This is a genomic window from Pedobacter nyackensis, assembly GCF_900176505.1.
Lineage (GTDB): Bacteria > Bacteroidota > Bacteroidia > Sphingobacteriales > Sphingobacteriaceae > Pedobacter > Pedobacter nyackensis.
In genome coordinates this window covers 134,902-157,457 of record NZ_FWYB01000007.1, presented here as the reverse complement: position 1 = coordinate 157,457, position 22,556 = coordinate 134,902, and the positions used below count along the sequence as shown (strand labels likewise).

Genomic DNA, 22,556 nt, shown 5'->3' with positions numbered 1-22,556 from the left:
CTTAACTAATAGGATCTCGTCATTGTTTAAATAGCCAATTAACTCAAAAATCTAATAAGATGGAAATTAAGGATCCAGGTGATTTACTTCAAAAAGATAAAGAAGGTAAATGCAGCTTTGAGGAACGGGTTTTAGTAGAGATGTTTCACACAAAAGAAAATGTCGAAACTTCAGCCCTCTCAGCTTCTGAATTAGAGAAATTTGCTAGACGGGTGGTCGTAAGATCAGAAGTTTTTTCAAGCCCGGAGACTAAAAAAATGACCTTGCCATTGCCTATTATTATGATAGCTGCATCAATCACAATTGCAATTGTAGCTGTTACGTGGATGCTATTCTTTATGGAATCACCAGTACCTGTAGCTTACGCCAATGATATTAGTCCTGGTACAGATACAGCCATTTTAACCCTGGCAAATGGAACAAAAATTAATTTAAGTGAAGTGAGAGGCGGCTCATTATTTAACGAGTCAGGTATTGAAATCATAAAAATTGAAGATGGCACCCTGGTTTATAAAGTAGTGGAATCAAAATTAAATACTTTAGAATACCATACAATTACAACGCCTAAAGGCGGCCAGTATAAAATCGTACTACCAGATGGGACCAGGGTATGGCTCAATGCTGGCTCAAGTTTAACCTACCGCACTTCTTTAAAAAGTAGTTTGGGTGAACGTAAAGTTGGTCTGGTAGGTGAAGCTTATTTTGAAGTTATTAAAATGAAGCAAAAAATGCCATTCATTGTTAAAACAGATAAACAAGAAGTACTCGTGTTGGGCACACACTTTAACATCAATAGTTATAAAGATGAACCTGATACCAAAACAACGCTTCTTGAAGGATCAGTCAAAGTCTTCTCTAAAGGTGGAGACGCTATCCTTAAACCCGGACAGCAGTCTGTGACCAGCAGTTCTACTATACAATTGAGCACAGCCGATATAGATCAGGCTGTTGCCTGGAAAAATGGCGAATTCATGTTTGCAAAAGAGGATTTGGCGGGCATCATGAAGAAGATTGCACGCTGGTATAATGTAGAGGTGGTATATGCTGACCAGCAATTGGAAAATAAGATTTTTAATGGAACGATCTCGAAATTTAAAAATGTCTCTCAGGTATTGAAGATGCTGGAAAAAACGGGAGAGGTTAAATTTAAAATCGAAGGAAGGAGGATTACTGTAATGTGTTAAATAAAAGGCCAGTTGTGCTACAACACAGCTGACCCAAATGACTGATTCCTTATTGAATTAATTACGTATCAACTAACCAGACAAGCAAACTTAGGTAATTTTGCACATTAAGCAAAATAAGCTTTTTCATCGAGCGTCTAAGCCTTGTTTTAAAAACGATGAAATGAAAAAAAATAACTACCTGAAATGGGATGTACTCATGCAGTATACCCATAAGATTCTATTTCTCATGCAACTAACCACTGTCATGATTTTAGCTCCAGGTTTCCAATTAAGTGCTGCAGATGGCTCTTTTGTCAAACCACCAATGGGTTATGATTTAGCATGGTATGAAAACCGGCTAACGTTCGACATGCCCTTGGCGGCTAAATCTGAAGATGTTTCAATTAACGAAGTCTTGAAGAACTCGCTATTTTTCTTGGGTATTGAGGTGCGTGGTCGGGTGGTGGGTGAGGATAATCAGCCATTGCTGGGTGCGACTGTGAAGGTTAAGGGGGGGACTAATAGTACGTCTACAAATGCTAATGGTGAGTTTAGTTTACAAAATGTAGATGAAAACGCGACTTTGGTAATCTCATTCATCGGCTACAACACCAAAGAAATCAAAGCAACCGAAAACCTAGGAAATATACAATTAACTCAAAATACCGATAACCTTAAAGAAGTAGAAATCAACGCAGGATATTACAAGGTAAAAGATAGAGAAAGAACCGGATCAATTTCTAAAATCACTTCAAAAGATATCGAAAAACAACCGGTGAATAATGTGCTTGCTGCGATGCAGGCTAATATTCCTGGCCTTCAGGTGACACAAAATACAGGTGTGCCAGGTGGGGGATTTACTGTCCAGGTAAGAGGTAGAAACAGCATTACACAAGGTAATAACCCTTTTTATGTCATTGACGGTGTTCCCTTTACAGCGACTGCAATTACTCCTAACATTGGTGCAACGGGATCTCAGATAATTCCTAACGCAAACCCTTTGGCAAGCATTAGTCCGAACGATATTGCCAGCATTGAAGTTTTAAAAGATGCAGATGCAACTGCTATCTACGGTTCTCGTGGAGCTAATGGCGTTATTTTAATTACGACAAAAAAGGGGGCAATAGGCAAGGCTCAAACATCGGTTTCTTTTACTCAAGGGGTATCTAGAGTAGGACGGAAATTAGACTTGATGGATACCGATCAATACCTCGAAATGAGAAGAGAAGCATATTTTACAAATGACAGATTAACTACTACTTCAACACAATACGCTACAGAATATGATATTAATGGTACTTGGGATCAAAAAAAGGATACCGATTGGCAGAAAGAATTGATTGGTGGGACTGCTCAAACCACTAATTTCTTGACTTCATTATCTGGTGGAACTGAAAATTTACAATATCAGATCGGTAGTAATTATTATAAAGAAGGAACAGTGTACCCCGGAGAACATTCTTTTTCTAGAATAGTCGGGAATAGCAGTTTGAGATACAATTCAAGTAATAAAAAATTTAATGCTTCTTTTTCAGCAAATTATAGTAACACAATAACTGATCTTTTTAATGATGATATTGTTCGCTATATATATCTATCCCCAAATTTTCCCGCATTGCAAAACTCAGATGGGTCATTAAACTGGGAAAATAAAACTATGGGTGTAAATCCATTCGCGATTACCATGACGCCTTTTAATGTAAGAAACAATAATTTGATTAGTAACGCTTTGTTAAGTTATAACCTTACTCCTGGACTGAAAATAAGTACAAGTCTTGGCTATACCACCATGTCTTCAAAAAACTTTAGTTCTAGGCCATTCAGTGTACAGAATCCTGCTGCTGCTGCAGCAAGATCTGCGGGCTTTGGGGCTAATTCCATAGATACATGGATAGTTGAACCCCAAGTCAACTGGACTAAACAACTAGGCAAAGGGAAATTTGAATTGCTTCTAGGAACAACTTTTCAAGAAAATACTACTGACGGCCAAAATATTACTGCAACCGGTTATACTAACGATGCGTTACTTGAAAACATAGGATCGGCATCTACATTAACGGTCTCATCAAGACAGTATCTTCAATATCGTTATACTGCTGTTTTTGGACGTATAAACTATGCATTTAATGGCAAGTATATATTGAATATGACAGGAAGAAGAGATGGCAGCACTCGTTTTGGCAGTGAAAACCGTTTTGCGAATTTTGGAGCCATTGGAGCAGCTTGGGTTTTTAGTGAAGAAAAATTCATTAAGCAAATCCCGATAATCAGTTTTGCCAAATTACGCGGGAGCTATGGTATCACGGGCAGTGACCAAATAGGTGATTACGGGTATTTACCAATGTGGGGCAGTCAAACAGGTCTCTCTGCAAGTTATCAAGGAGCATCAGCGATTACACCATCAGGACTGGCCAATCCAGATTATGCCTGGGAAATTAACAAGAAATTGGAAGCCGCCTTGGAATTAGGTATTCTGAATGACAAGATAAGTTTATCTACTGGTTATTATAGTAATAGATCTTCTAATCAATTGGTAAATAGACAACTGGCTCCTACAACAGGATTTAATACCATACGTGATAATCTGCCTGCAACAGTACTCAATAGTGGCTGGGAATTTGAATTAAATACAAAAAATATTAATAGAAATGGATTTCAATGGTCAAGTTCTTTTAATTTAACTATTCCCAAAAACAAACTGGTTTCTTATCCCGGGTTAAGTACTTCTGGAGGAGATGCCACTCGCTATGTAGAGGGATATCCGCTTGACATAAGGAAGATTTTCAATACATATTTAGATACTAGTACAGGACTCTATAATCGGGAAGATTATGATGGAAACGGAATCTTTGATAGTAGGGATCAGTATGTCATAAAGTTCAATGGACGTAAGTTCTATGGAGGCTTGCAAAATAATTTATCATATAAAGGATTTGAATTCGATATTTTATTTCAATTCGTTAAACAACAAGGATTAACCGGCTTACCTCCGAATACACCAGGCTCTTTTCTAAATTTTAGTAGTGTTAATAAGCCAGTCGAATTACTCAACAGATGGCAAAATCCGGGAGATAATGCTAAGTATCAAAAATATGGCACCACAACACAAGTATTAATTACTAATATCGAAGCAACCTCTTCAGGAAGTTTGTCTTTTGAAGATGCGTCCTTTATAAAGGTAAAAAATGTATCCTTAACATATAATCTTCCTAGCAAACTTTTGACTAGGATTAAAATTAGTCGAGCAAAATTTTTTGTTCAGGGACAGAATGTGTTGACTTTTACTAAGTATCTAGGATTAGATCCAGAAATTCAAAATACAAATTTCCTTCCTCAACTACGAGTGATTCTTATTGGTACACAGCTTACATTTTAATTACAAAACAAATGAAAATAAAATATAAAGTTAGCAAGAGCTATCAAAGACTAAAAAAAATATTATTGTTTATTTCTCTATTTCTCAATTTTACTGCAATAGCAAAAATGACGCAAAACCAAAGCCCAAGGTTTGCACTTTATCCCGTAGATTCCTCAGAGAAAATGCCAGATAGCGTTTTAATCAGAGATTGGCAGAATAAAGAGATTTACGAGCGCCCCATATTCCTGAAAGCAGCATTTGATGGTCATAGCTTTAAATTTAGCTTACCGATTAAAGCCCCTCTCATGATGTTTGATATTGTGTTTTATTATGGCAAAAAACAATTGAAGTCTCTGTACCATTTTGCTGAACCGAATGATGATGTTATATTATATTTTAGAGCAGGTGATAGGAATTCTTCTTTGAATGTGTCTGGCGTTGGAGCGATAAAATATCAGTTGGCAGAGCAGTTGGGAAAAGAATCTATGGACTTCCATATCAGTGTTGTTAATTTTGATAGACGTACTAAAACAAGTCTGAAATTATTTTCCGATTCATTAGTAAATGAATCGGAAATCCATTCTTATGTTGATTCTTTAAAATCATTGGCTATGCTTAGCGAGGCTAGAAGTTTAAAAATCCTATCAGAATTTAAATCTAGATTGTCTCCTAATCTATTGAATTTTTACAAATATGAATGTATAGTAGGAAGAACTAAACAATTTGTATATAGCGGCTTTATAAAATCAATAAAAAATAAAAAAAATTCGGCAAAGTATTGTCTTTCTAGGAATACAGGCTTTCTCGAAATGAATAATGACAACCCCCTGTTAAAATACGGTACATGGTATGTTTTTCACAAGAGTTTTAATTTAGCTATTGAAGCTGCGATGGAAAGTGCCGGTAAAGAATTATATTTTAAGGACAGATATTCCAGCTTGAAATCGATTGAGAATCTAGAATTAAGAGATCGGCTCATTACATATCTTTTTGCCTATCCTGGAATTAGCCAGCGCTATATTACAAATTTTGATTCTAAGGATTCCTGCCTTACCGATGCATTAGACATTATAAAAGATCCGCATTTAATTTCGGAATTATCTCGGGATGTTATTACTAAAAAGGGCAATGAAATTTTCAGTTTTTCCTTTCAGGATTCTAATCAAAAATACATTAGATCAATAGATCTTAGAGGCAAAGTTTTTATAATCAAATTTTACGGTTGGGGCTGTACAGGCTGTGAGCAATTTCATAAGCAATTTAAGAAGGATATTTACCCTGAATTTTCTAAAAATTCGAATTTTAAAGTTATCAGTGTTAGTATAGACAAATCAAAGGAAAGATGGTTGCAAAGTATGGAAAGTAAAAAATATACAAGTGAGGATTATATAAACTTATATATTGGAAATAAAGGGATTAAGAGCGATTTTTTTAAATATTATAAAGTTAACGCCATTCCCTTTATTCTACTTGTTGATGAAGATGGTCGGCTTATTGAAAGATTACATAACGGAATGCAAAGCACATTTATAAGCACTAAAATTAGAGGTGCGCTAGCCGCTCAAAAGCTTCGAGTTAAGAACTCTATGTAGGTCTAGTATTTTCAGATGACAAAATTATTACGCTCGCATATTGATCTAAATTACAACTTAAATTATTGGTACACAGCTTACATTTTAATTACAAAACGATGAAAATAATATATAAAGTTAGAAGGAGCTCTCAAACTATATTCGTTTATAGTCCGATTATTATTATGTTACTGTTCACCTTTCTTATATTGCTGGGCAGTTGCAAAAAGTTCTTAGATATAAATCCTCCTAAAGATAGGATTGACCGGTCCAAGGTCTTTGAAAATGATGAAACAGCCACATCTGCAGTAATTGGAGTATATAGTCAAATGGCAGGGAACACTTTGGGGTTTGCATCTGGAGGAAATTCTTCAGTATCAGTACTCGGTGGGCTTTCTGCAGATGAACTTAAGAGCTACTCTGATGCACTTAAGTTTTTCTCGGAGAACCAGATTCAAACAAATGATTCTAAGATAAATAATGTTTGGAGAACTGCATATAATTATATTTATACAGCTAATGCGATTATTGAGGGGTTGGCGGTGGTAAATGGTGTTTCAGAGAGTACAAAAAAACAGCTTTTGGGTGAAGCTAAATTCATACGAGCTTTTTGTTATTTCTATCTCACTAATCTTTTTGGAGATGTACCATTGATATTAAATACAAATTATAAAGTAAATGAAAATGCCCCTAAGTCTTCAAGTGCTACAATCTATAGCCAGACTATTACTGATTTATTGGATGCTGAGACACTATTGAGTGATAGCTATGTAACTAATGAACGAGTTCGCCCGAATAAATGGGTTGCTAAATCACTTCTTTCCAGAGTTTATCTGTATACGGAAAAATGGGACCTGGCAGCTCAGAAGGCTTCGGAAGTCATTAACCACAAAGTATTGTATACTCTTGTTAACGACCTTGATAAGGTATTTCTAAAAAACAGTACCGAAGCAATTTGGCAACTCGTGCCCCCAGCGGGACAAAATACTACGGAAGGAGGATTCTTCATATTAACTGCAACACCAACAAGTGTTTCATTAAGTCCGGACCTGTTAGCCGCATTTGATAATTCTTTGGATAACAGAAAAAATGTTTGGATTAAAGAGTTAAATAATACAACTGGTAGATATAGTTATTCTTATAAATATAAGATCAGAACAAGTTCATTAGTTACAGTACCGGTTACGGAATATTCAATGGTTATAAGGCTTGCTGAATTGCATCTTATACGAGCCGAGGCGAAGGCCAGGCTAGGGCAAGTTGAACCTGCTCTTGATGATATTAATATAATCAGAAGACGAGCCGGTATTGTTACCCCAGTTACTGGACTAAATCCTTTACAATGTCTCATGGAAATAAGAAAACAAAGACGTCTGGAACTATTTACAGAGTGGGGCCACCGATGGCTTGATTTGAAAAGAACTGTTGAGGCAAATACAATTTTACCACCATTGAAAGGATCTAGCTGGCAAAATACGGACGTCCTTTATCCGATACCGGACGAGGAGATAAACAGAAATATAAACTTGATTCAGAACTTGGGATATTAAAAATTAAGGTGCAAACGCGAGCGCCCCATGGTTATTAAATGAAATTTTATATATAAGAAGAATATCTCCATAGATAGCATAAAGATTATTATAAAATACTTTAAAATATGATAATGACTTACCTTTAATTCGTGGGATATAAAAGCTGTTGATGTAAATTCCTTTCTCAATAGAATATGAGTCAACTATGTAATTGTTTTTGAAGTCTTCAGCTGATTGGTTGTCGGCCTTTAAAAGTGATTGAATATATAAAACACCATTGGAGATTGAGATGGACTTATTAATGAATTTTGGCGGTTTCGTTTGAGTATATCTGGATGTAAACTTATTACCTATCGGTACTGTTCTTTTTATTGTATATACTTGAGCCGTTTTATTAGTGTCAATAGTGTTAGCTTTGTAGAGTAAATTTAGATTTGTATCTAGACACAGAAATTCCCCCCTGTAAAAATAACCATAAATAATACGTTCACTTGCCTTATCATACGAGTAAAACCCATCATTAGAGAAGAATTGATCGCTTTGTCCTTGTGGGGAATACCTTTTAAGTTCTGCTCCTTTCAAATCAGTTTTTTTGATAATTCTTAATACTGTACTGTCCTTCTTAATTTCAGGTACCATTAATACAAATATTCTATTTGATAAGGATTCAACATGACTTATAACGACACTATCTAGCCTCCTTTGTCTATAATTAGCATCGCCGGGTCTTATTTTGTAAATTGCTGAAGAGTATCTGTTTATTATACTTATTTCGTTTCCATCAAAAAATGCGTAGCCTGGTCCAGAGAATTTAGGAATCTTTGGAATTTTGGTGTGAACAAGACTATATTTATTTTCAACATATGATATTCTCGATATTTTATTGGGGTTAACGAAATCGTAAATAATAATTTCGTCTCGATTTGAATTAGAAAAACGATATTGTTTAGAATCAAGTTTGATTTGTGATAACAAATTGAGTGGATGGGCTAAAATATTGCGATTAAATCCGTTATTAACCTCGTTTTTTTTGAGTGACCAATACATTAACAAGAGTGCAATAGTTGATATAAATGCAGTTATAACAGTTATTCTCAATAATGAGTTAAGTGTTTTTTTCATGTGTAATCATTTAATGGTGTGCAGTCAGTTTAGTTCTAATCTTTATATCTTATTCCAAATTTAACCAGGATGTTAATCGCGTTTTAGTTATTGTTATGTTGCTTTTGCAATCGTTATATAACCAATGTTGTTCTGTGTTTTTCAATCTGTAAGTTCGATTGGCTGCTTGGAGCGTGGATTGCCTTTTTAATAAGTTTTCGGCATAAATATTTATACCAATCATTTATTAAGAGAATGCCGATTGCGAACTCCTGTGATATTAATCGGAAATTTCTAAAGGCCTTCTCTTTTTGGATGTATATTAATGCCATTAACTTAATGATTAATAGAATTATTACCCGTCAAATATGATAAATAATAAGTTTGGGGTTAGCAATTGCCAACCCCAAAAGAATTACTAAAGTTCATTGTAGAATGTACCAGCCAATTCTGCAGCGGTATATGCAGTACTTTCGTCTGGAATATAGTAAGTATTCTCTACCGCACATGATGGATCACCTGAAGATTCACAAGTCCCGGTTTGAGGGCCACCTTGATTTATTGACACTGGAATAACTTGAGCATAAGCACCGCCTACTGCAACTACTGCAACAAGAGCGGTAAAAAATAATTTTTTCATAATTTTATTTTTGTGATTTTTAATGCCTACTCTTTTGGTTGCAGGTTTTCGGCTTTCCCTGATTCAATTGGCCAATGAATATTTTGTAAGGCTATTTTGCCTTTTTTTCTTCAATTTTTGCTTGTAATAAGATTCCTATTAATGCCAGTGCTATAAATGCAATGTTGAATATCAAATGTTCGTTCCATCCGAGCTGTGCTAGTACACCACCGCAAGAGCAGGGGATGTGATCACTATAATTCAAAATCGCGTAGATATAAGCGGTAAATAGGCACATCAATGTAAAAGCAGTATATAATCCCAGCAATATTGTTCTTTTAATGAGCAGCATCATAGAGATGATGATTTCCAAGGTTGGCACGAACCAGCCCAATATATGCGCATAATCTGTGATGATGGGTGATTTACTCATCTGAAGCAGGGATTTATCATACTCTATCAGCTTGCTTGTTGCAGCATATAAAAACAGGAGTACATACAAATACGCTATGATGTCAACAATGGTTCTTTTAGTCTTATCCGAAATATGGAATCGTGATCGTTTATTTATTGTAGTTTCCATTTTGATAATTTTTTCATGAACTAATTTTCAATTTGATTACTCTTTATATTTCGACCAGCATATAGCTGCAAACATCGGATCGGCAAAAAAGGCCCGGGCTAATCCCCTTAAATTAGCCCGTGGCCCCTTGAGGATTTAAAAAACGATAATTAAGGCTTGGTGAGACTGTGTGCTGATGTAACTCATTTCAGTTTGGTTTAATTAGGTTATTTAAATCAGTTCGTTTGTGTATTTAAAATTCTATAATTGAATTTGACATCTTTGCTCTATATCTTTCCCAGGCTGCCAGCCATTCGCCCTGCGCGATGATGGCATTTCTAACCGCCATTACTTTTTCAATGGCAGATTTTTCATCCGCTGCAAACAGGTACATCGCAAAGTGACCCCGATCAATACCATGGTTTTCATAAAAAATGGTTTCAAATTTTTCAATAACCGCCTCTTCAGCTTCTCCAAGGGTATCAGCAATATAACTCGCAACCGGTTCGGAATTGTTCTTCCCAATCTTGATGTAATACGGATCCATATATTTATGACTATAGTACTCCGGGTTTAACGTTAACGTAATCACCTGGTAAGCAGCGATAGTTTTAAACCTTTTTACAAAAGCCTCAGCTTTAACTTCTGAATCAAAGCAAGCATATACATCCGCTATAGAATCGTAACCTTTTGGTACTACTAAATAAATTTCACCGGTGTTACTCATAGTTTTCTTTATTTATATTTCCGTTTTGTTATACCAAATTTGAGGACTATTTTTTTTCGTTCCAATGGATTTTCCGCTCAAAAAAACTGAAGTTTTAAATGATGGGTTGTCAGTAAAGTCCACCTATTTTATGATCGTAATGTGCTTATCCTTACCTCATTAGGTGATACGCCGAATCTCTTCTTAAAAGCGCGGCTAAAATAGTGTGAGTCTTCGTAACCAATGTGTTGGGCAATTTCCTGTATGGTCTTTTTTGTCAACATCAGCATCTTTAAAGCGGTTAACATACGTAACTCGATCACCTGTTTATGCAGGGGCCTGCCGAAGTGCCGTTTGGCCAATCTGGTCAGCGTAATTTTAGAAGTCATAAAGCGCCTGGCCAGCTCATCTTCATCATCTACGATTTTGGTCGTAAAATTTTGATTTATAAATTCAGCAATTTCTTTAGCCTTAGTTTCCTGATAGGAGGCGTTTACCGTTTTAGCTTGTAATTTGTTCAGGTATCTTTTGAGGCAATCATTGGTGAAAAGATGGATGTCAATATCGAAATCTTTACCCTCATTTAGTTTTTTAAGCGCATTAAAAGCATGTGGAGCCAGATTGAAATCCGGTAAACTCATAGATTGCTTTCCGTCAATATTATAACTGGCAATAAAATCACGCATTTCTTCATGATCTCCATACTTGTTTGTCAACCATTCCGGCTTTAGTGCAATGATCAGCATCTTATGGTCGCCAACAATAAGGCGCTGTTGGTATTTGCCTGCGGCTAAATAGGTTAGTCTGCAGGTGTTTCCTGCGATTTCAGATATGACTTCCCCGGATTCATTGTGTAGTACTGACCTGCCCTCAATGATAGCCGTGATAAAAAAGGAAGGCTCTGGAACTTCGAAATCAATAATGTAATGGTCGCTGATTCTATATTCATACAGTTGAATGTGTGCGAGGTAATGACTGACCGACTGCATAAGTAACGTACCTTCCTGTGCCGTAATGTGGTGGGCCTGAGCCATCTTCAATGGGAATTTGCTCAGATTTTTCACCTCGTCGAATGACGGGGTTGTTGTTGGTTGTGGTAAATTTAATTCAATTTGTGAAAGCATGAGCTTTAAGTTTTTTAGTAAAAAGCCTTGTTAATTTTATAATGATTAAAGTTAGATCATTGATTTTTAATTAGATGAACGCAATTATCACTTTTTTGCTGAACTCACTTTTGACTTTAACGTAAATAATTGACTTAAAGAATATAAAAACATACTGTCGGTATAGATTTCGGGAAGAGTCCTGATGGAGTCTATAATGACTACTAGATCAGTACTATCAGACTAGTACTAAAGTACTGGGTTGGAATATCCTTGGATTATCCTTTCTATATCATTGACTTATCTGGAGGATATAGCAATGATAACGCAAGGATAGCGCAATGATATAGCAAGGATATTCCAACCTCGTAATTTAATAGTCCTTTAGTTGTAGTCAAGTAGTAGTCATTACGGAGGCTGCCAAAACCCATATCAGACCTTTATGAGTCCTCATATCAGGAAGGGAAAGGGTGTGTTTTTAATATTAAAATGTATATTCGCTTGGCTATAATTAAACCTTGCTGTGAAAATGGAAACAGCTTCAATAACAAACAGAGCACCTATCGACATGGGAAATGAGGATGCATTTGAAGAAATGTATCGGAGTTATTTTGCGCCTTTATGTTACTTCGCCCGAAAATATATCGACCAGGAAGATGCAGAAGATGTAATAAACAACTTATTTCTTAAGCTATGGCGTCAAAAGGAATTATTTGAGAGTATCCAACATGCACAATCTGCTTTATACGTAGCCACCCGGAATTCCTGCCTGGATTTTTTAAAAATCGCTAAGCGGGCAGAAGACCGACATATTTTAGTAGCCAAAGGAGCAGCGCCGGACGCTGATTTTATCGAACAAATGATTCGTACAGAAGTATGGGCCGAGATTTATCGTGAAATCAATAAATTACCTGTACAATGCTCAAAGGTTATTAGTTTGAGTTTCGTGGAAGGCTTAAAAAATGATGAGATAGCCCGGGAACTGGATATTTCTATTCAGACCGTTAAAAATCAAAAAAGCATGGGCGTAAAACTCCTGAAACAAAAACTCTCCAAAAGTGGATTTTTATTGCTTTGCATGTACATGTAGGCTTTAATCTATATCCCCAAAAAAAATAAATTAATTTTTCGGTACTTTTTCTGATCGATGTCGTACTGTCTGTAAAATAAAGAAGATCACATTATAGGATTTATGCATCAATCTGAAATTCAAAAGGCACAACGCGTCATCTATTTGGTAACGGGGTATAGAAAGGGTTCGATCTCTGAATCGGAAAGTGCGGAATTGGAAGCCTGGCTGAATTTCAGCCCGGAAAATCAGGACTTGTTTAATGAGTTAAACAGTGCGGATCAAAAAGAGAAAGCCTTAGGTATCATGAATCCGTATTCGGTAAATGATTCTTTTGAAAACCTAAAGACAAGAATAGCAAAAGAAGATCAACTTGTTGAAAAGAAAAGGCGCTATTCATGGATCGCTGCAGCTGCCGCAATTTTAATCGTGGTTTCGATAGGTGGCTATTTTTATACCTCTACAGATCGCGAAAATATAATGGTGGATGGTTTAGCCGTAGCTAAAGACGTTGCCCCGGGTAGCAACAAAGCAACATTAACGCTTGCAGATGGCAGGACCGTTGAATTAAACGGCGATAAGCAGAGTGTGATCATAAAAGCCAATGAGTTGACTTATAACGATGGTACAAAAATCATAAGCGAAGGAAGGAGCAGGAATCAATATGCGGTATTAACTACGCCAAAAGGTGGGCAATACCAGATTATACTTTCGGATGGAACGAAGATTTGGTTAAATGCCGCATCAACTTTGAAGTATCCTGCTGAGTTTGAAGGTAGTCAACGTGTTGTACAGTTGAGTGGTGAGGCTTATTTTGAAGTGGCTAAAGTAAATGCCGCCTCAGGTAGAAGAATGCCCTTTATCGTAAAAACGGAAACACAACAGGTAGAGGTGTTGGGAACGCATTTCAATATCAATAATTACCCTGATGAGACAGACTCAAAAACTACCTTACTTGAAGGTTCTGTGCGTGTTTCAGCCGCATCGGTCATTCCAGCGTCCCAGCTTTTAAAACCTAACCAGCAAAGTATCATTGCAAAAGACAGTGAATTCATTAAAGTAATCAAAGTAGTTCCAGCCACTGTAATCGATTGGAAAAATGGCGACTTCATATTTGATACGGATATTAAAACAATTATGCGCCAGATTTCCCGCTGGTATAACGTAGAGATCGTTTACGAAGGGAATATCACTGAGGAGGAACTGGTTGGAACGATATCCAGAAGTAAACATTTAACAGAAGTTTTAAAAGTATTGCAGGAAACAAATAAAGTCCACTTTAAGCTTGATGATACCGCATCTCCCGGGGTAGAAAAACGGGTGATCGTGATGCCTTAGTTGAAAGTAGAGTAAGATATTATCAATTATATAAAACCTAAAAACCGAAACAATGAACCATTTTTTTAAATCAGGAACTGTAGCGCTCTTAACCGTAGTTGCGCTCAGTTTATCAAACGCTTATGCTCAAAATGCTCCTGTAGCCAAGCGTCCGGAACGGCCGCCCATTACCTTAAAAGTTGGGGATGCAGCGCCCGCAATAGTAGCTGAGAAGTGGATTAAAGGCAAGCCCATTACCAAATTTGAACAGGGTAGGGTGTATGTAATGGAGTTTTGGGCAACCTGGTGTGGACCATGCAGAGCGAGCATGCCGCATTTATCTGAAGTTGCACGTAAATACAAAAAGGATGCAGATGTAATCAGTTTTAATGTGAAAGAATTGATTGCCGGGAAAAATAAGAACGGTGATTACATTACTAAAGTTGAACGTTTTGTAAGTCGCTTAGGAGATGGAATGGATTATATTGTAGCAGCCGATGTACGTGAAGATGTGATGTGGAATACCTGGTTGGTAGCTTCCGGAAGATTTGGAATTCCTGTGGCATACATTATAGATCAGACTGGCAAAATTGCCTGGATCGGACATCCTGCTTCAGTGGAAGATCCATTGGAAATGGTTATTGCGGGTACTTACAATGAGGAAGGGAAAGCGAAATTGGCTCTGAAAGTAAAGGAACTTGAAGCGCAGTCTAAAGCTTTGAATGAAGCGCTTAAAACAGCTGAAGATGCTAAAGATTATAAAAAGGCATTGCAATTAGTGGATCAGCTAATGCCAATGTCTCCTTTTGGTGTAGGCAGTTTAGCAGGGAAGAAATACAAGTTGCTGGAGCAAATTGATGTGAAGAAAGCACATGCTTACGCTTTGGAAGCGATGAAAATTTATGAAAACGATCCGTTAACGCTTCAGTCTGTGTCTGAGGAAATCAGTGATTATAAACTGGCTCTAAAATTAATGGAAAAGGCAGCCACTAAATGCGACAGTGAAGATCCTTATGCGGTAGCCGATCTGGCAAAAGCTTATTACAAAGCTGGCGATACGAAAAAGGCAATTGAAACTCAGCAAAGAGTGATCGACATCCTGAATGATACTTCATTAGTGGAACAAAAACAGCAGGTAAAAGATGCTGCACAGGAAACCATGAAAATTTATAAAACCGGCGGAAAATTACCGAACAGTTAAGAAAGGAGGGACATTTTATTGGCTCGACTTAGAGCCTATTCGACTTAATAAGGGAGCTTGATAATAAAAAGATCGAAGGCGTTGGTCCGCCTCCGATCAATAATCAGGTTTCCTTGAAACATGCTAGAAACATATTTATCAACTAAAACCAGAATTGCAAATGTATAAACTTTACTACAACAATAATGTAGGAAACCGTACTGTGCTCAATACTTGTGCTTTAAATAGGCAAGAACAGCCGGGTTTACTACAACGAACCGAATTTAAAAAATGGCTTATGCGGATTAATTTTACCTGTATTTTGTTGTTTTTTGGCTTTATGCAATCAGCCTTAGCTACAAGAGCCCAAAAGATTAGTCTTTCGCATAAAAATGTATCTATTGAAACTGTTTTTACAGATATCCGCAAACAGAGTGGCTATGATTTCATTTATCCAAAAAACTTAGTTAAAAATTCTAAACTAGTCTCTATTCAGGCAAAGAATGAAGAACTCAGAGATGTGCTGATTCAGCTGTTTCGGGATCAGTCGTTCACTTATTCCCTGGAGAACAGAACCATCGTGGTTAAGGAAAGAGAGAAGACGATGACCGAAAGGATCAGAGACTATTTTTTACAACCTATCAATATTAGAGGGAAAATATTGGGACAGGATGGCGAGCCTTTGGTAGGTGCTAGTGTTCATGTGAAAGGCCACAAGATTACTTCACTAACCGATAGAAAAGGGGAGTTCAGCTTAAATGATGTACCAGAAAATGCAACCCTGGTTATTTCTTATGTAGGTTATGTATCTAAAGAAATAAAAGCAGGAATGCGCAGTGCGGATTTAGGATCGATCACATTGGTGATGTCATCGTCGGAACTGACAGAGGTAGGTGTAGTGATCAACACTGGTTACCAGGTCATATCGCCGGAACGTGTAACGGGATCATTTGGAGTGGTTACGGGAAAGAAGCTGGAAGCCAGATTGGCTACTGATTTGAAGTCGGCCTTAGAAGGACAGTTAACAGGGGTTGTGCTGGATAAGAAGGGGAATATTGAGATCAGAGGGGTATCTACCTTTGGTGCTGAAAAGAATCCGCTTGTTGTAGTAGATGGTTACCCGATTGAAGGTGGGATTGATAATGTAAATCCACTGAATATAAGTAGTATAACTGTGCTTAAAGATGGTGTTTCGGCTTCTATATATGGATCCCGTGCAGCGAATGGTGTAATTGTAATTGCCACGAAGAGTGGTGTGACTGGCGGACCAAGACTGACTTACAATGGATTGGTTAATTTTGTTTCAAAACCTGATCTTCGCGATCTGAACCGTGCTTCATCTTCAGACTATATTGATGCTGAATTAGACCTGTTTAAGGAAGATCCAAATGCACCCTCTACAGTTGATGAGGGTAATATGAGCCGGGTGACTTATTTGATGATGCAGGTAAGGGAAAATAAGATTTCTGAAGCTGATGCGATGGCAGAAATTAGCCGCTTGCGTAGTGTTGATGGTCTTAAGCAATTTGAAGATTATTTCTTTCGTCCAGAAATCAGTAATCAGCACAACTTTAATGTCTCCGGAGCAGCAGATAAGTACAACTATAATGTGGCGCTTAACTTATTAAATACAAGAGAGAATTTTATCCAGAGTAACAGTAACCGCCTTATTCTTGATATTAAGAATGAGTGGAGACCGTTTAAATTTCTGACTGCGGGTGCGACAGCTAACATTGTTTATAACAATCGTTTAACGCCCTACAACGATTATAGATCGTTAATCGACTATAATGCATATTCTATTTTGCAGCCCTATACTGCTCTTGTGGATGGGAATGGAAATCCTGCAGCTGTATGGGGATTGAGTCAATATAAAGTAGACACCTACAAGAAAACTCCGGGAATGAAAGATTGGACAAATATTCCTTTAGATGATCTTTCAAAGATGACCAGAAGAAACGTCGATTTTCAAACACGACTTGGTGGTTTCTTAAGAGCGAATATCGTAAAAGGTTTGACCGCCGAGTTTGGTGGTAGCTGGCAACGAGGCAGTACACAGGTAAAAGAACTACAAGATGTGGATTCTTATGCAGTAAGGACTGCTTATAATGATGCGACCTCAATTAAAAATCTGGCGAATCATTATTTGCCGGATGGTAGTATTATTGATGAAAGCCGGAATATAAATGAGAGCTGGACAATAAGATCCCAACTGAATTATAACCGCAATTTTAATAATTATAAGCACCGTATTACTGCATTAGTAGGAAATGAAGTGCGCAAGCTGACTTTCGATAACAATCGGATTGAAACTCGTGTCGGCTATAACTCAACTGCAGGTTCTTATGTGCCTATGAATTTAAAAGATTATAATGCAGGGTTGTATGATGTTGATATGTTGATGGGTAGACAAATTCAGTTAGACCCGGGAAAATATGGATATCGCGATAATCGTTTTGTTTCCTGGTATGGTAATGGATCTTATGAGTACGACAACCGTTTTATTTTAAGTGGTAGTATTCGTATGGATTTGACCAATTTCTTTGGAACAGATCCTAAGTACAGATACCGCCCGTTATGGTCTGTTGGTGGTACTTATAAATTGGCTGAAGAAGAATTTATTAAAAACGATTGGATAAATAGGTTAAACCTTAGGGCTTCTTATGGTGTGAGTGGTAATATTTCTCTAAACCAGGGTCCTTTCCTTATTTTATCGACGGGATCGTTTAACAATACTACCGGTGGGGTTTCTTATGGTGTGGCTTCTCCTCCAAATAACCAATTGCGTTGGGAAAGAACCAAGATTGTGAATTTCGGGCTTGATTTTTCTGCCTGGAATAACAGGTTTAATGCCAGCATTGATTATTATACTAAGAATAGTACCGATCTATTGGCCGCTGAGGCAGCTGATCCAACTTCAGGTTTTGCTACGGTTACAAAGAACGCCGGTGAAATGTCGAATAGTGGAGTTGAGCTGGCTTTGAACATAGACCTGATCAGAACTAACAGCTTCCGCTGGAATATGGGACCCAATATTTCCTATAATTATAATCATGTGAAGGCGTATAATGTTACCAGGAATTATGCTAACAGCTATGCAACTGCTGAAGGCATTTTAGTAGCGGGACATCCTGCTGACGGTCTTTGGGGATATCGTTTTGCAGGATTGGATAATTTAGGTGAAACTCAAATTTATAATGCAGAGAACAAAATCATTAAGCCTGGAGATGCGGAAACATCTGACGTGGTTTACTTAGGAACATTACGTCCGAAGTTCGATCTTTCCCTTACCAATAGTTTTAGCTATAAAAATTGGGATTTATCAATGCTGTTTATTGCGAAATTAGGCCATAAATATCGTAAGGACAACTTCAGTGGTTCTAATTATTTAAACAGACATGTGGCTGAACGTTGGCGGAAACCGGGGGATGAGAAAAATACTATTTATCCGGTATTACAATCCTGGAATATGGACATGTTCTATTATCCATTTGTGGATGCATTGATTGGTAATGCCAATTATGTAAAGCTTAGAGATCTGACTTTATCGTACAATTTCGAAAAATTCGCTAAGAAGCTTAAAATGAGTAATGCTAAGGTATTTGTTCAGGGCCGTAATTTATTTAGAGTAACGGCTAAAGGAGTAGATATCGACCCTGAAACTGCTGAGTTGAATAACCCACTAGATGGGACCGGGCCTGCAACAGAGCAAGGATTTACCTCACTGCCTTTACCTCGTGAAATCTTTTTTGGTGTGACATTCTCGTTTTAAAAAATAAATTATGCAAACAAAATATTTAAATACGGTACTATTGGCAGTTTTTGTATTGCTGGTATCATCATGCAAAAAGTTCCTTGATGTTAAACCTGTAGGAAAGTTGATTCCCGCCAAAGCGGAAGAATTGGAGAATCTTTTAAATAACACCCGTACACTGGATTATCATTTTATTGATAACAACAGAGGAAGCTATTTCGCGCTTTTAGGGGATAATTTTCAGATCAGTGCAAATCAAGCAAACTATTCGTATGTAAGCACACATCCAAATATTGATCGTTATGCCGCCTATACCTTCTATTTGCCTTATGAAAATCCCAGAAACCCGCAGTATACCTGGGATTGGGGAATTTATCGTGCGCTTGGATTATTTAACAATGTAATTGAAGGTGTAAAGGAATTACCTGGAGCCTCAACATCTGAATTGGGAAAAACGATCACCGCTCAGGCCAAAGCCGGTCGTGCCTGGTCGATGATGGTAGGTACACTTGGCTACGGCCCCATGTTTGATCCTAATGGGCAAAATGACACCAGGATTCTTCCTTACCGCACTTCGGCAAATCCTAATGATCCTAACCCGGATTTGTCGACCACTGCACAGTTATTTGCATTTATTGAACAGGATTTAAATGATGCATTGGCAGCTACTCCTAATAATGTGGGTAATCCTAGTCGTGCCAATGTTTCTGTAGTTCATGCTTTAATGGCTCAACTTTATATGTATAAAAGAGATTGGCCAAAGATGTTGACGCATGCTAAGGAAGCCTGGAATCGTTCTGTAGCTGTGAAAGGGGGAGTGGATAATATGATTTATAACTTAAATACGTTCTCTTATAAACCGAATCCAAATGCTTCTCCATCTCCGGGAACGGACGTGGAGGTAGCATTGGAGTTACAGGGGCCGGATTTATTATTGAAACAGAGTGATAACAGGGAGAATTTATTTTTTAGACTATCCCCATCAGGAACAGGTCACTATCCTTCACAGGAGTTTTTGGATTTGTTCGACAAAGTAAATGATAGGAGATATAAGTTGTTTGCCTTGAAAACTTTGGGCTATTCTACAATTGTTGGGAGTGTAAAGTATGATGATGGGGTAGTGACTAAGTATTATCGTGATTCTAAAATGTTAGGTAACCAAGGGATTACCTATCCAGAATTGTTACTGCTGAAAGCAGAAGCAAGTGCTCGCTTGAATGATTTGGGTACTGCATTGGCAGATTTGAATCTGCTACGCAAGTACCGCTATTCAGGAGCTAGTACAGATTTGGTAAACGGTGCTGCATTGAGTCAGGATAACCTGCTTTATGAGATCTTAAAAGAGCGTCGCAGAGAAATGCCAATTGGAACTTTTCAGCGTGTATTTGATCTTAAACGTTATGCTTTAGATACTGGTAAACCTTGGAGCAAGACGAGTATCACGCACAATGTTGGTGCGAAAACTTACACAGGTGCTATCAATAAAGCTAATTTTACATTGAGGATTTCGAATAATGTGATCCTTTTAAATCCGCAATGGGGTTTAACACCATGGTCGGGGATTTATGACCCTACGGCTAATAGATAGGGGTAGAACTGAAATTTGATAAGACAAAGGGTTGCTCGTAAAAAAGCAACCCTTTTATGTTTTATGGTTTCGGTCTTTTATGCTTCTCTATTAAATTTCAGCCTTGTTTACCGATTATAGTTGTAATCATAATTTATTTTATATTATTGCATAACCAACCACTGTAATTAAGCCTTATGAGTAAAAAGCAACTTCTTGAAGAGAGGACCAATTCTCTTCACAGCTTGTGGTGGGAGGCAATGTGTTTGGGTGATAAAGAGGCTTTTTTAGATATATATAAAACCCTGTATAGAAGTTTGGGCTGTTTTGGCCTGCGGGTACATAGTGATCCGGATGTAGTTACTGATTCTTTGAATCAAGTATTTCTTGATATTTGGGAAAAGCACGAATTTTTGCCACGAGTGGCAAATGTAGAGGCCTATCTACGTACAACTTTAAAGCATAAAATTTTAAAAAAAATTGCCCGCCAGCAAAAATTAGACAATATCATATCGATGATAGGCAAAGACGAGGATTTGCTGGATATACCTTATGAGGAGTTAATTGTTAAAATTGAATCTGACGAGCTCGTAAAAAGGCAGTTGAACCTTGCCTTGAAAAAATTAACGCCTCAACAACTTAAACTCATACAACTACGGTTTTATGAGGGGTTAAGTTATGAAAGTGTGGCCGAAAATTGTGGTCTTACCGTACGTACAGCGTACAATACGATTTATTCGGCCTTAAAGTCTCTCAGACAACATTTACAGCTTTAATGAGGATGATGAAAACAAAATTATTCCCTGATGGAAAAATAAAGTAAAAAAGTTTGGTAAAAGTTTCATGTTTAGGGATCAGGTATAAAAGGGACCTGCTAAATGATTAACCAATATATTGAACCTGAAGACTTTTTAATGGATGATACCTTTATTCAATATCTTAAAGGTAGTAATCAAAAGTGTGTGGTGTTTTGGGAAGCCTGGATTGAAAAACATCCGGAAAAGCACTTAATCGTAGAAAAAGCGAAAAGATTACATCAGATTTTAAGTGGCAATTTAAAACCAGTTCATCAACAATTGGCATTTATAAATGAGCAGATTTCAACAGAAAAAAAAGTCAGGAAATTTGGTTTCAGATTTTATGGGATCGCAGCATCTTTTTTCATCGTCCTTCTGACTGGCCTTATTTACTTTAATTTTCAAAAGACTACAAAGCCAATAATTTATGCCCAAGCTTATGTATCTGAAAAAGGAGAGCGAAAGAAAATTACATTGGCAGATGGAAGTTTGGTCTATCTGAATTCAGATAGTAAACTGGAAATTGATGAGGACTTTAATAAAAGAACACGAAATGTCAGACTAAGCGGCGAAGCCTTCTTTGATGTCAAACACGATCAGGAAAGACCATTTAAGGTATCTACAAAATGGTATAAAATTATTGTATTGGGTACCGCTTTTAATGTGAAAAGTTACGCCAACGAAAAGAAGTCTGAAGCTACTTTAGTAAGGGGCGTAATACGATTGGAAGATAATGAACTAAAAGGAAGCTCAGTTATCCTGAGACGTGGTCAGAAAATCGTTTATATGCCACCATTTGTTACCGATGAATCAAGCCATGATATCCCTTCCCATTCAGTAGATGTATTGCCTAAGCTTGAAGTAACAAACCTTACCATGTTTGATCATAAGGTTGTGGAATCTGCATGGATAGATAACGATATGGTTTTTTCAAACAAGACATTTTTGGATATAAAGCCTTTACTTGAAAGGTGGTTTAATATTGAAATTATATTTCAAGACAAGGACATTGAAAATACCGTTTACACGGCAAGTTTCAAAAACGAAGACCTGCATACTATATTGACGAAACTTCAACAAGTAAAGCATTTTGATTTTGAACAGAAAGGAGGTCGGATTATCATATACTGATAGTTTTTTTGATTGAAAATCAA

The 22,556-nt window shown here is 37.1% G+C and carries 16 protein-coding genes; 11 read left to right on the top strand and 5 right to left on the bottom strand.

The window, feature by feature from the left end; all coding sequences use genetic code 11:
* The first annotated feature begins 59 nt into the window (after positions 1-59).
* From B9A18_RS14260 to B9A18_RS14245, 4 genes are all read left to right on the top strand, one after another.
* Positions 60-1,184 (top strand): FecR family protein, encoded by a 1,125-nt coding sequence (locus tag B9A18_RS14260; protein WP_084289999.1) that lies wholly within the window; start codon positions 60-62, stop codon positions 1,182-1,184.
* Positions 1,185-1,347: 163 nt separating this feature from the next.
* Positions 1,348-4,542, top strand: coding sequence for a SusC/RagA family TonB-linked outer membrane protein (locus tag B9A18_RS14255; RefSeq protein WP_084289998.1), 3,195 nt, complete (start codon positions 1,348-1,350; stop codon positions 4,540-4,542).
* A gap of 11 nt (positions 4,543-4,553) precedes the next feature.
* Positions 4,554-6,116 carry a TlpA family protein disulfide reductase gene (locus B9A18_RS14250; protein WP_084289997.1) on the top strand — a complete coding sequence of 521 codons (1,563 nt, stop codon included), beginning with the start codon at positions 4,554-4,556 and terminating at the stop codon, positions 6,114-6,116.
* Between the two features lie 98 nt (positions 6,117-6,214).
* The gene (locus tag B9A18_RS14245; protein ID WP_084289996.1) at positions 6,215-7,645 is read left to right on the top strand and encodes a RagB/SusD family nutrient uptake outer membrane protein; all 1,431 of its coding nucleotides are present in this window, start codon (positions 6,215-6,217) and stop codon (positions 7,643-7,645) included.
* A gap of 3 nt (positions 7,646-7,648) precedes the next feature.
* On the opposite strand, the gene B9A18_RS14240 is transcribed toward B9A18_RS14245, so the two are convergent.
* The 5 genes from B9A18_RS14240 to B9A18_RS14220 all read right to left on the bottom strand — a co-directional run bounded on the left by B9A18_RS14240 (position 7,649) and on the right by B9A18_RS14220 (position 11,739).
* A complete protein-coding gene (locus B9A18_RS14240; protein ID WP_144009504.1) occupies positions 7,649-8,749 on the bottom strand; it encodes a hypothetical protein in 1,101 nt (366 codons plus the stop codon).
* 397 nt (positions 8,750-9,146) lie between these two features.
* Positions 9,147-9,368 carry a hypothetical protein gene (locus tag B9A18_RS14235; protein ID WP_084289994.1) on the bottom strand — a complete coding sequence of 74 codons (222 nt, stop codon included), beginning with the start codon at positions 9,366-9,368 and terminating at the stop codon, positions 9,147-9,149.
* A 91-nt stretch (positions 9,369-9,459) separates the two neighbouring features.
* The gene (locus B9A18_RS14230; RefSeq protein ID WP_084289993.1) at positions 9,460-9,930 is read right to left on the bottom strand and encodes a MauE/DoxX family redox-associated membrane protein; all 471 of its coding nucleotides are present in this window, start codon (positions 9,928-9,930) and stop codon (positions 9,460-9,462) included.
* A 232-nt stretch (positions 9,931-10,162) separates the two neighbouring features.
* Positions 10,163-10,636 carry a hypothetical protein gene (locus B9A18_RS14225; protein WP_084289992.1) on the bottom strand — a complete coding sequence of 158 codons (474 nt, stop codon included), beginning with the start codon at positions 10,634-10,636 and terminating at the stop codon, positions 10,163-10,165.
* Positions 10,637-10,764: 128 nt separating this feature from the next.
* Positions 10,765-11,739 (bottom strand): helix-turn-helix transcriptional regulator, encoded by a 975-nt coding sequence (locus B9A18_RS14220; RefSeq protein ID WP_084289991.1) that lies wholly within the window; start codon positions 11,737-11,739, stop codon positions 10,765-10,767.
* 508 nt (positions 11,740-12,247) lie between these two features.
* Between B9A18_RS14220 and B9A18_RS14215 the strand changes: the two genes are divergently transcribed.
* The 7 genes from B9A18_RS14215 to B9A18_RS14185 all read left to right on the top strand — a co-directional run bounded on the left by B9A18_RS14215 (position 12,248) and on the right by B9A18_RS14185 (position 22,533).
* A complete protein-coding gene (locus B9A18_RS14215) occupies positions 12,248-12,808 on the top strand; it encodes an RNA polymerase sigma-70 factor (RefSeq protein ID WP_084289990.1) in 561 nt (186 codons plus the stop codon).
* 102 nt (positions 12,809-12,910) lie between these two features.
* Positions 12,911-14,125: a FecR family protein gene (locus B9A18_RS14210; protein WP_084289989.1), complete on the top strand. Its 1,215-nt coding sequence runs from the start codon at positions 12,911-12,913 to the stop codon at positions 14,123-14,125.
* 52 nt (positions 14,126-14,177) lie between these two features.
* Complete coding sequence (locus B9A18_RS14205; RefSeq protein WP_084289988.1) at positions 14,178-15,305, top strand: TlpA disulfide reductase family protein; 1,128 nt, start codon at positions 14,178-14,180, stop codon at positions 15,303-15,305.
* Between the two features lie 160 nt (positions 15,306-15,465).
* Complete coding sequence (locus tag B9A18_RS14200; RefSeq protein ID WP_084289987.1) at positions 15,466-19,056, top strand: SusC/RagA family TonB-linked outer membrane protein; 3,591 nt, start codon at positions 15,466-15,468, stop codon at positions 19,054-19,056.
* A 10-nt stretch (positions 19,057-19,066) separates the two neighbouring features.
* Positions 19,067-20,626, top strand: coding sequence for a RagB/SusD family nutrient uptake outer membrane protein (locus tag B9A18_RS14195; RefSeq protein ID WP_084289986.1), 1,560 nt, complete (start codon positions 19,067-19,069; stop codon positions 20,624-20,626).
* 176 nt (positions 20,627-20,802) lie between these two features.
* Complete coding sequence (locus B9A18_RS14190) at positions 20,803-21,381, top strand: RNA polymerase sigma factor (RefSeq protein ID WP_235005328.1); 579 nt, start codon at positions 20,803-20,805, stop codon at positions 21,379-21,381.
* Positions 21,382-21,483: 102 nt separating this feature from the next.
* A complete protein-coding gene (locus B9A18_RS14185) occupies positions 21,484-22,533 on the top strand; it encodes a FecR family protein (protein WP_084289985.1) in 1,050 nt (349 codons plus the stop codon).
* The last annotated feature ends 23 nt before the right edge of the window (positions 22,534-22,556 follow it).

What these genes read in the sequence shown, in the direction of transcription:
- B9A18_RS14205 (WP_084289988.1), top strand. Translation starts at nt 14,178, where the DNA reads ATGAACCATTTTTTTAAATCAGGAACTGTAGCGCTCTTAACCGTAGTT.
- B9A18_RS14255 (WP_084289998.1), top strand. Translation starts at nt 1,348, where the DNA reads ATGAAAAAAAATAACTACCTGAAATGGGATGTACTCATGCAGTATACC.
- B9A18_RS14230 (WP_084289993.1), bottom strand. Translation starts at nt 9,930, where the DNA reads ATGGAAACTACAATAAATAAACGATCACGATTCCATATTTCGGATAAG.
- B9A18_RS14210 (WP_084289989.1), top strand. Translation starts at nt 12,911, where the DNA reads ATGCATCAATCTGAAATTCAAAAGGCACAACGCGTCATCTATTTGGTA.
- B9A18_RS14190 (WP_235005328.1), top strand. Translation starts at nt 20,803, where the DNA reads ATGAGTAAAAAGCAACTTCTTGAAGAGAGGACCAATTCTCTTCACAGC.
- B9A18_RS14240 (WP_144009504.1), bottom strand. Translation starts at nt 8,749, where the DNA reads ATGAAAAAAACACTTAACTCATTATTGAGAATAACTGTTATAACTGCA.
- B9A18_RS14220 (WP_084289991.1), bottom strand. Translation starts at nt 11,739, where the DNA reads ATGCTTTCACAAATTGAATTAAATTTACCACAACCAACAACAACCCCG.
- B9A18_RS14260 (WP_084289999.1), top strand. Translation starts at nt 60, where the DNA reads ATGGAAATTAAGGATCCAGGTGATTTACTTCAAAAAGATAAAGAAGGT.
- B9A18_RS14225 (WP_084289992.1), bottom strand. Translation starts at nt 10,636, where the DNA reads ATGAGTAACACCGGTGAAATTTATTTAGTAGTACCAAAAGGTTACGAT.
- B9A18_RS14200 (WP_084289987.1), top strand. Translation starts at nt 15,466, where the DNA reads ATGTATAAACTTTACTACAACAATAATGTAGGAAACCGTACTGTGCTC.
- B9A18_RS14250 (WP_084289997.1), top strand. Translation starts at nt 4,554, where the DNA reads ATGAAAATAAAATATAAAGTTAGCAAGAGCTATCAAAGACTAAAAAAA.
- B9A18_RS14245 (WP_084289996.1), top strand. Translation starts at nt 6,215, where the DNA reads ATGAAAATAATATATAAAGTTAGAAGGAGCTCTCAAACTATATTCGTT.
- B9A18_RS14185 (WP_084289985.1), top strand. Translation starts at nt 21,484, where the DNA reads ATGATTAACCAATATATTGAACCTGAAGACTTTTTAATGGATGATACC.
- B9A18_RS14195 (WP_084289986.1), top strand. Translation starts at nt 19,067, where the DNA reads ATGCAAACAAAATATTTAAATACGGTACTATTGGCAGTTTTTGTATTG.
- B9A18_RS14235 (WP_084289994.1), bottom strand. Translation starts at nt 9,368, where the DNA reads ATGAAAAAATTATTTTTTACCGCTCTTGTTGCAGTAGTTGCAGTAGGC.
- B9A18_RS14215 (WP_084289990.1), top strand. Translation starts at nt 12,248, where the DNA reads ATGGAAACAGCTTCAATAACAAACAGAGCACCTATCGACATGGGAAAT.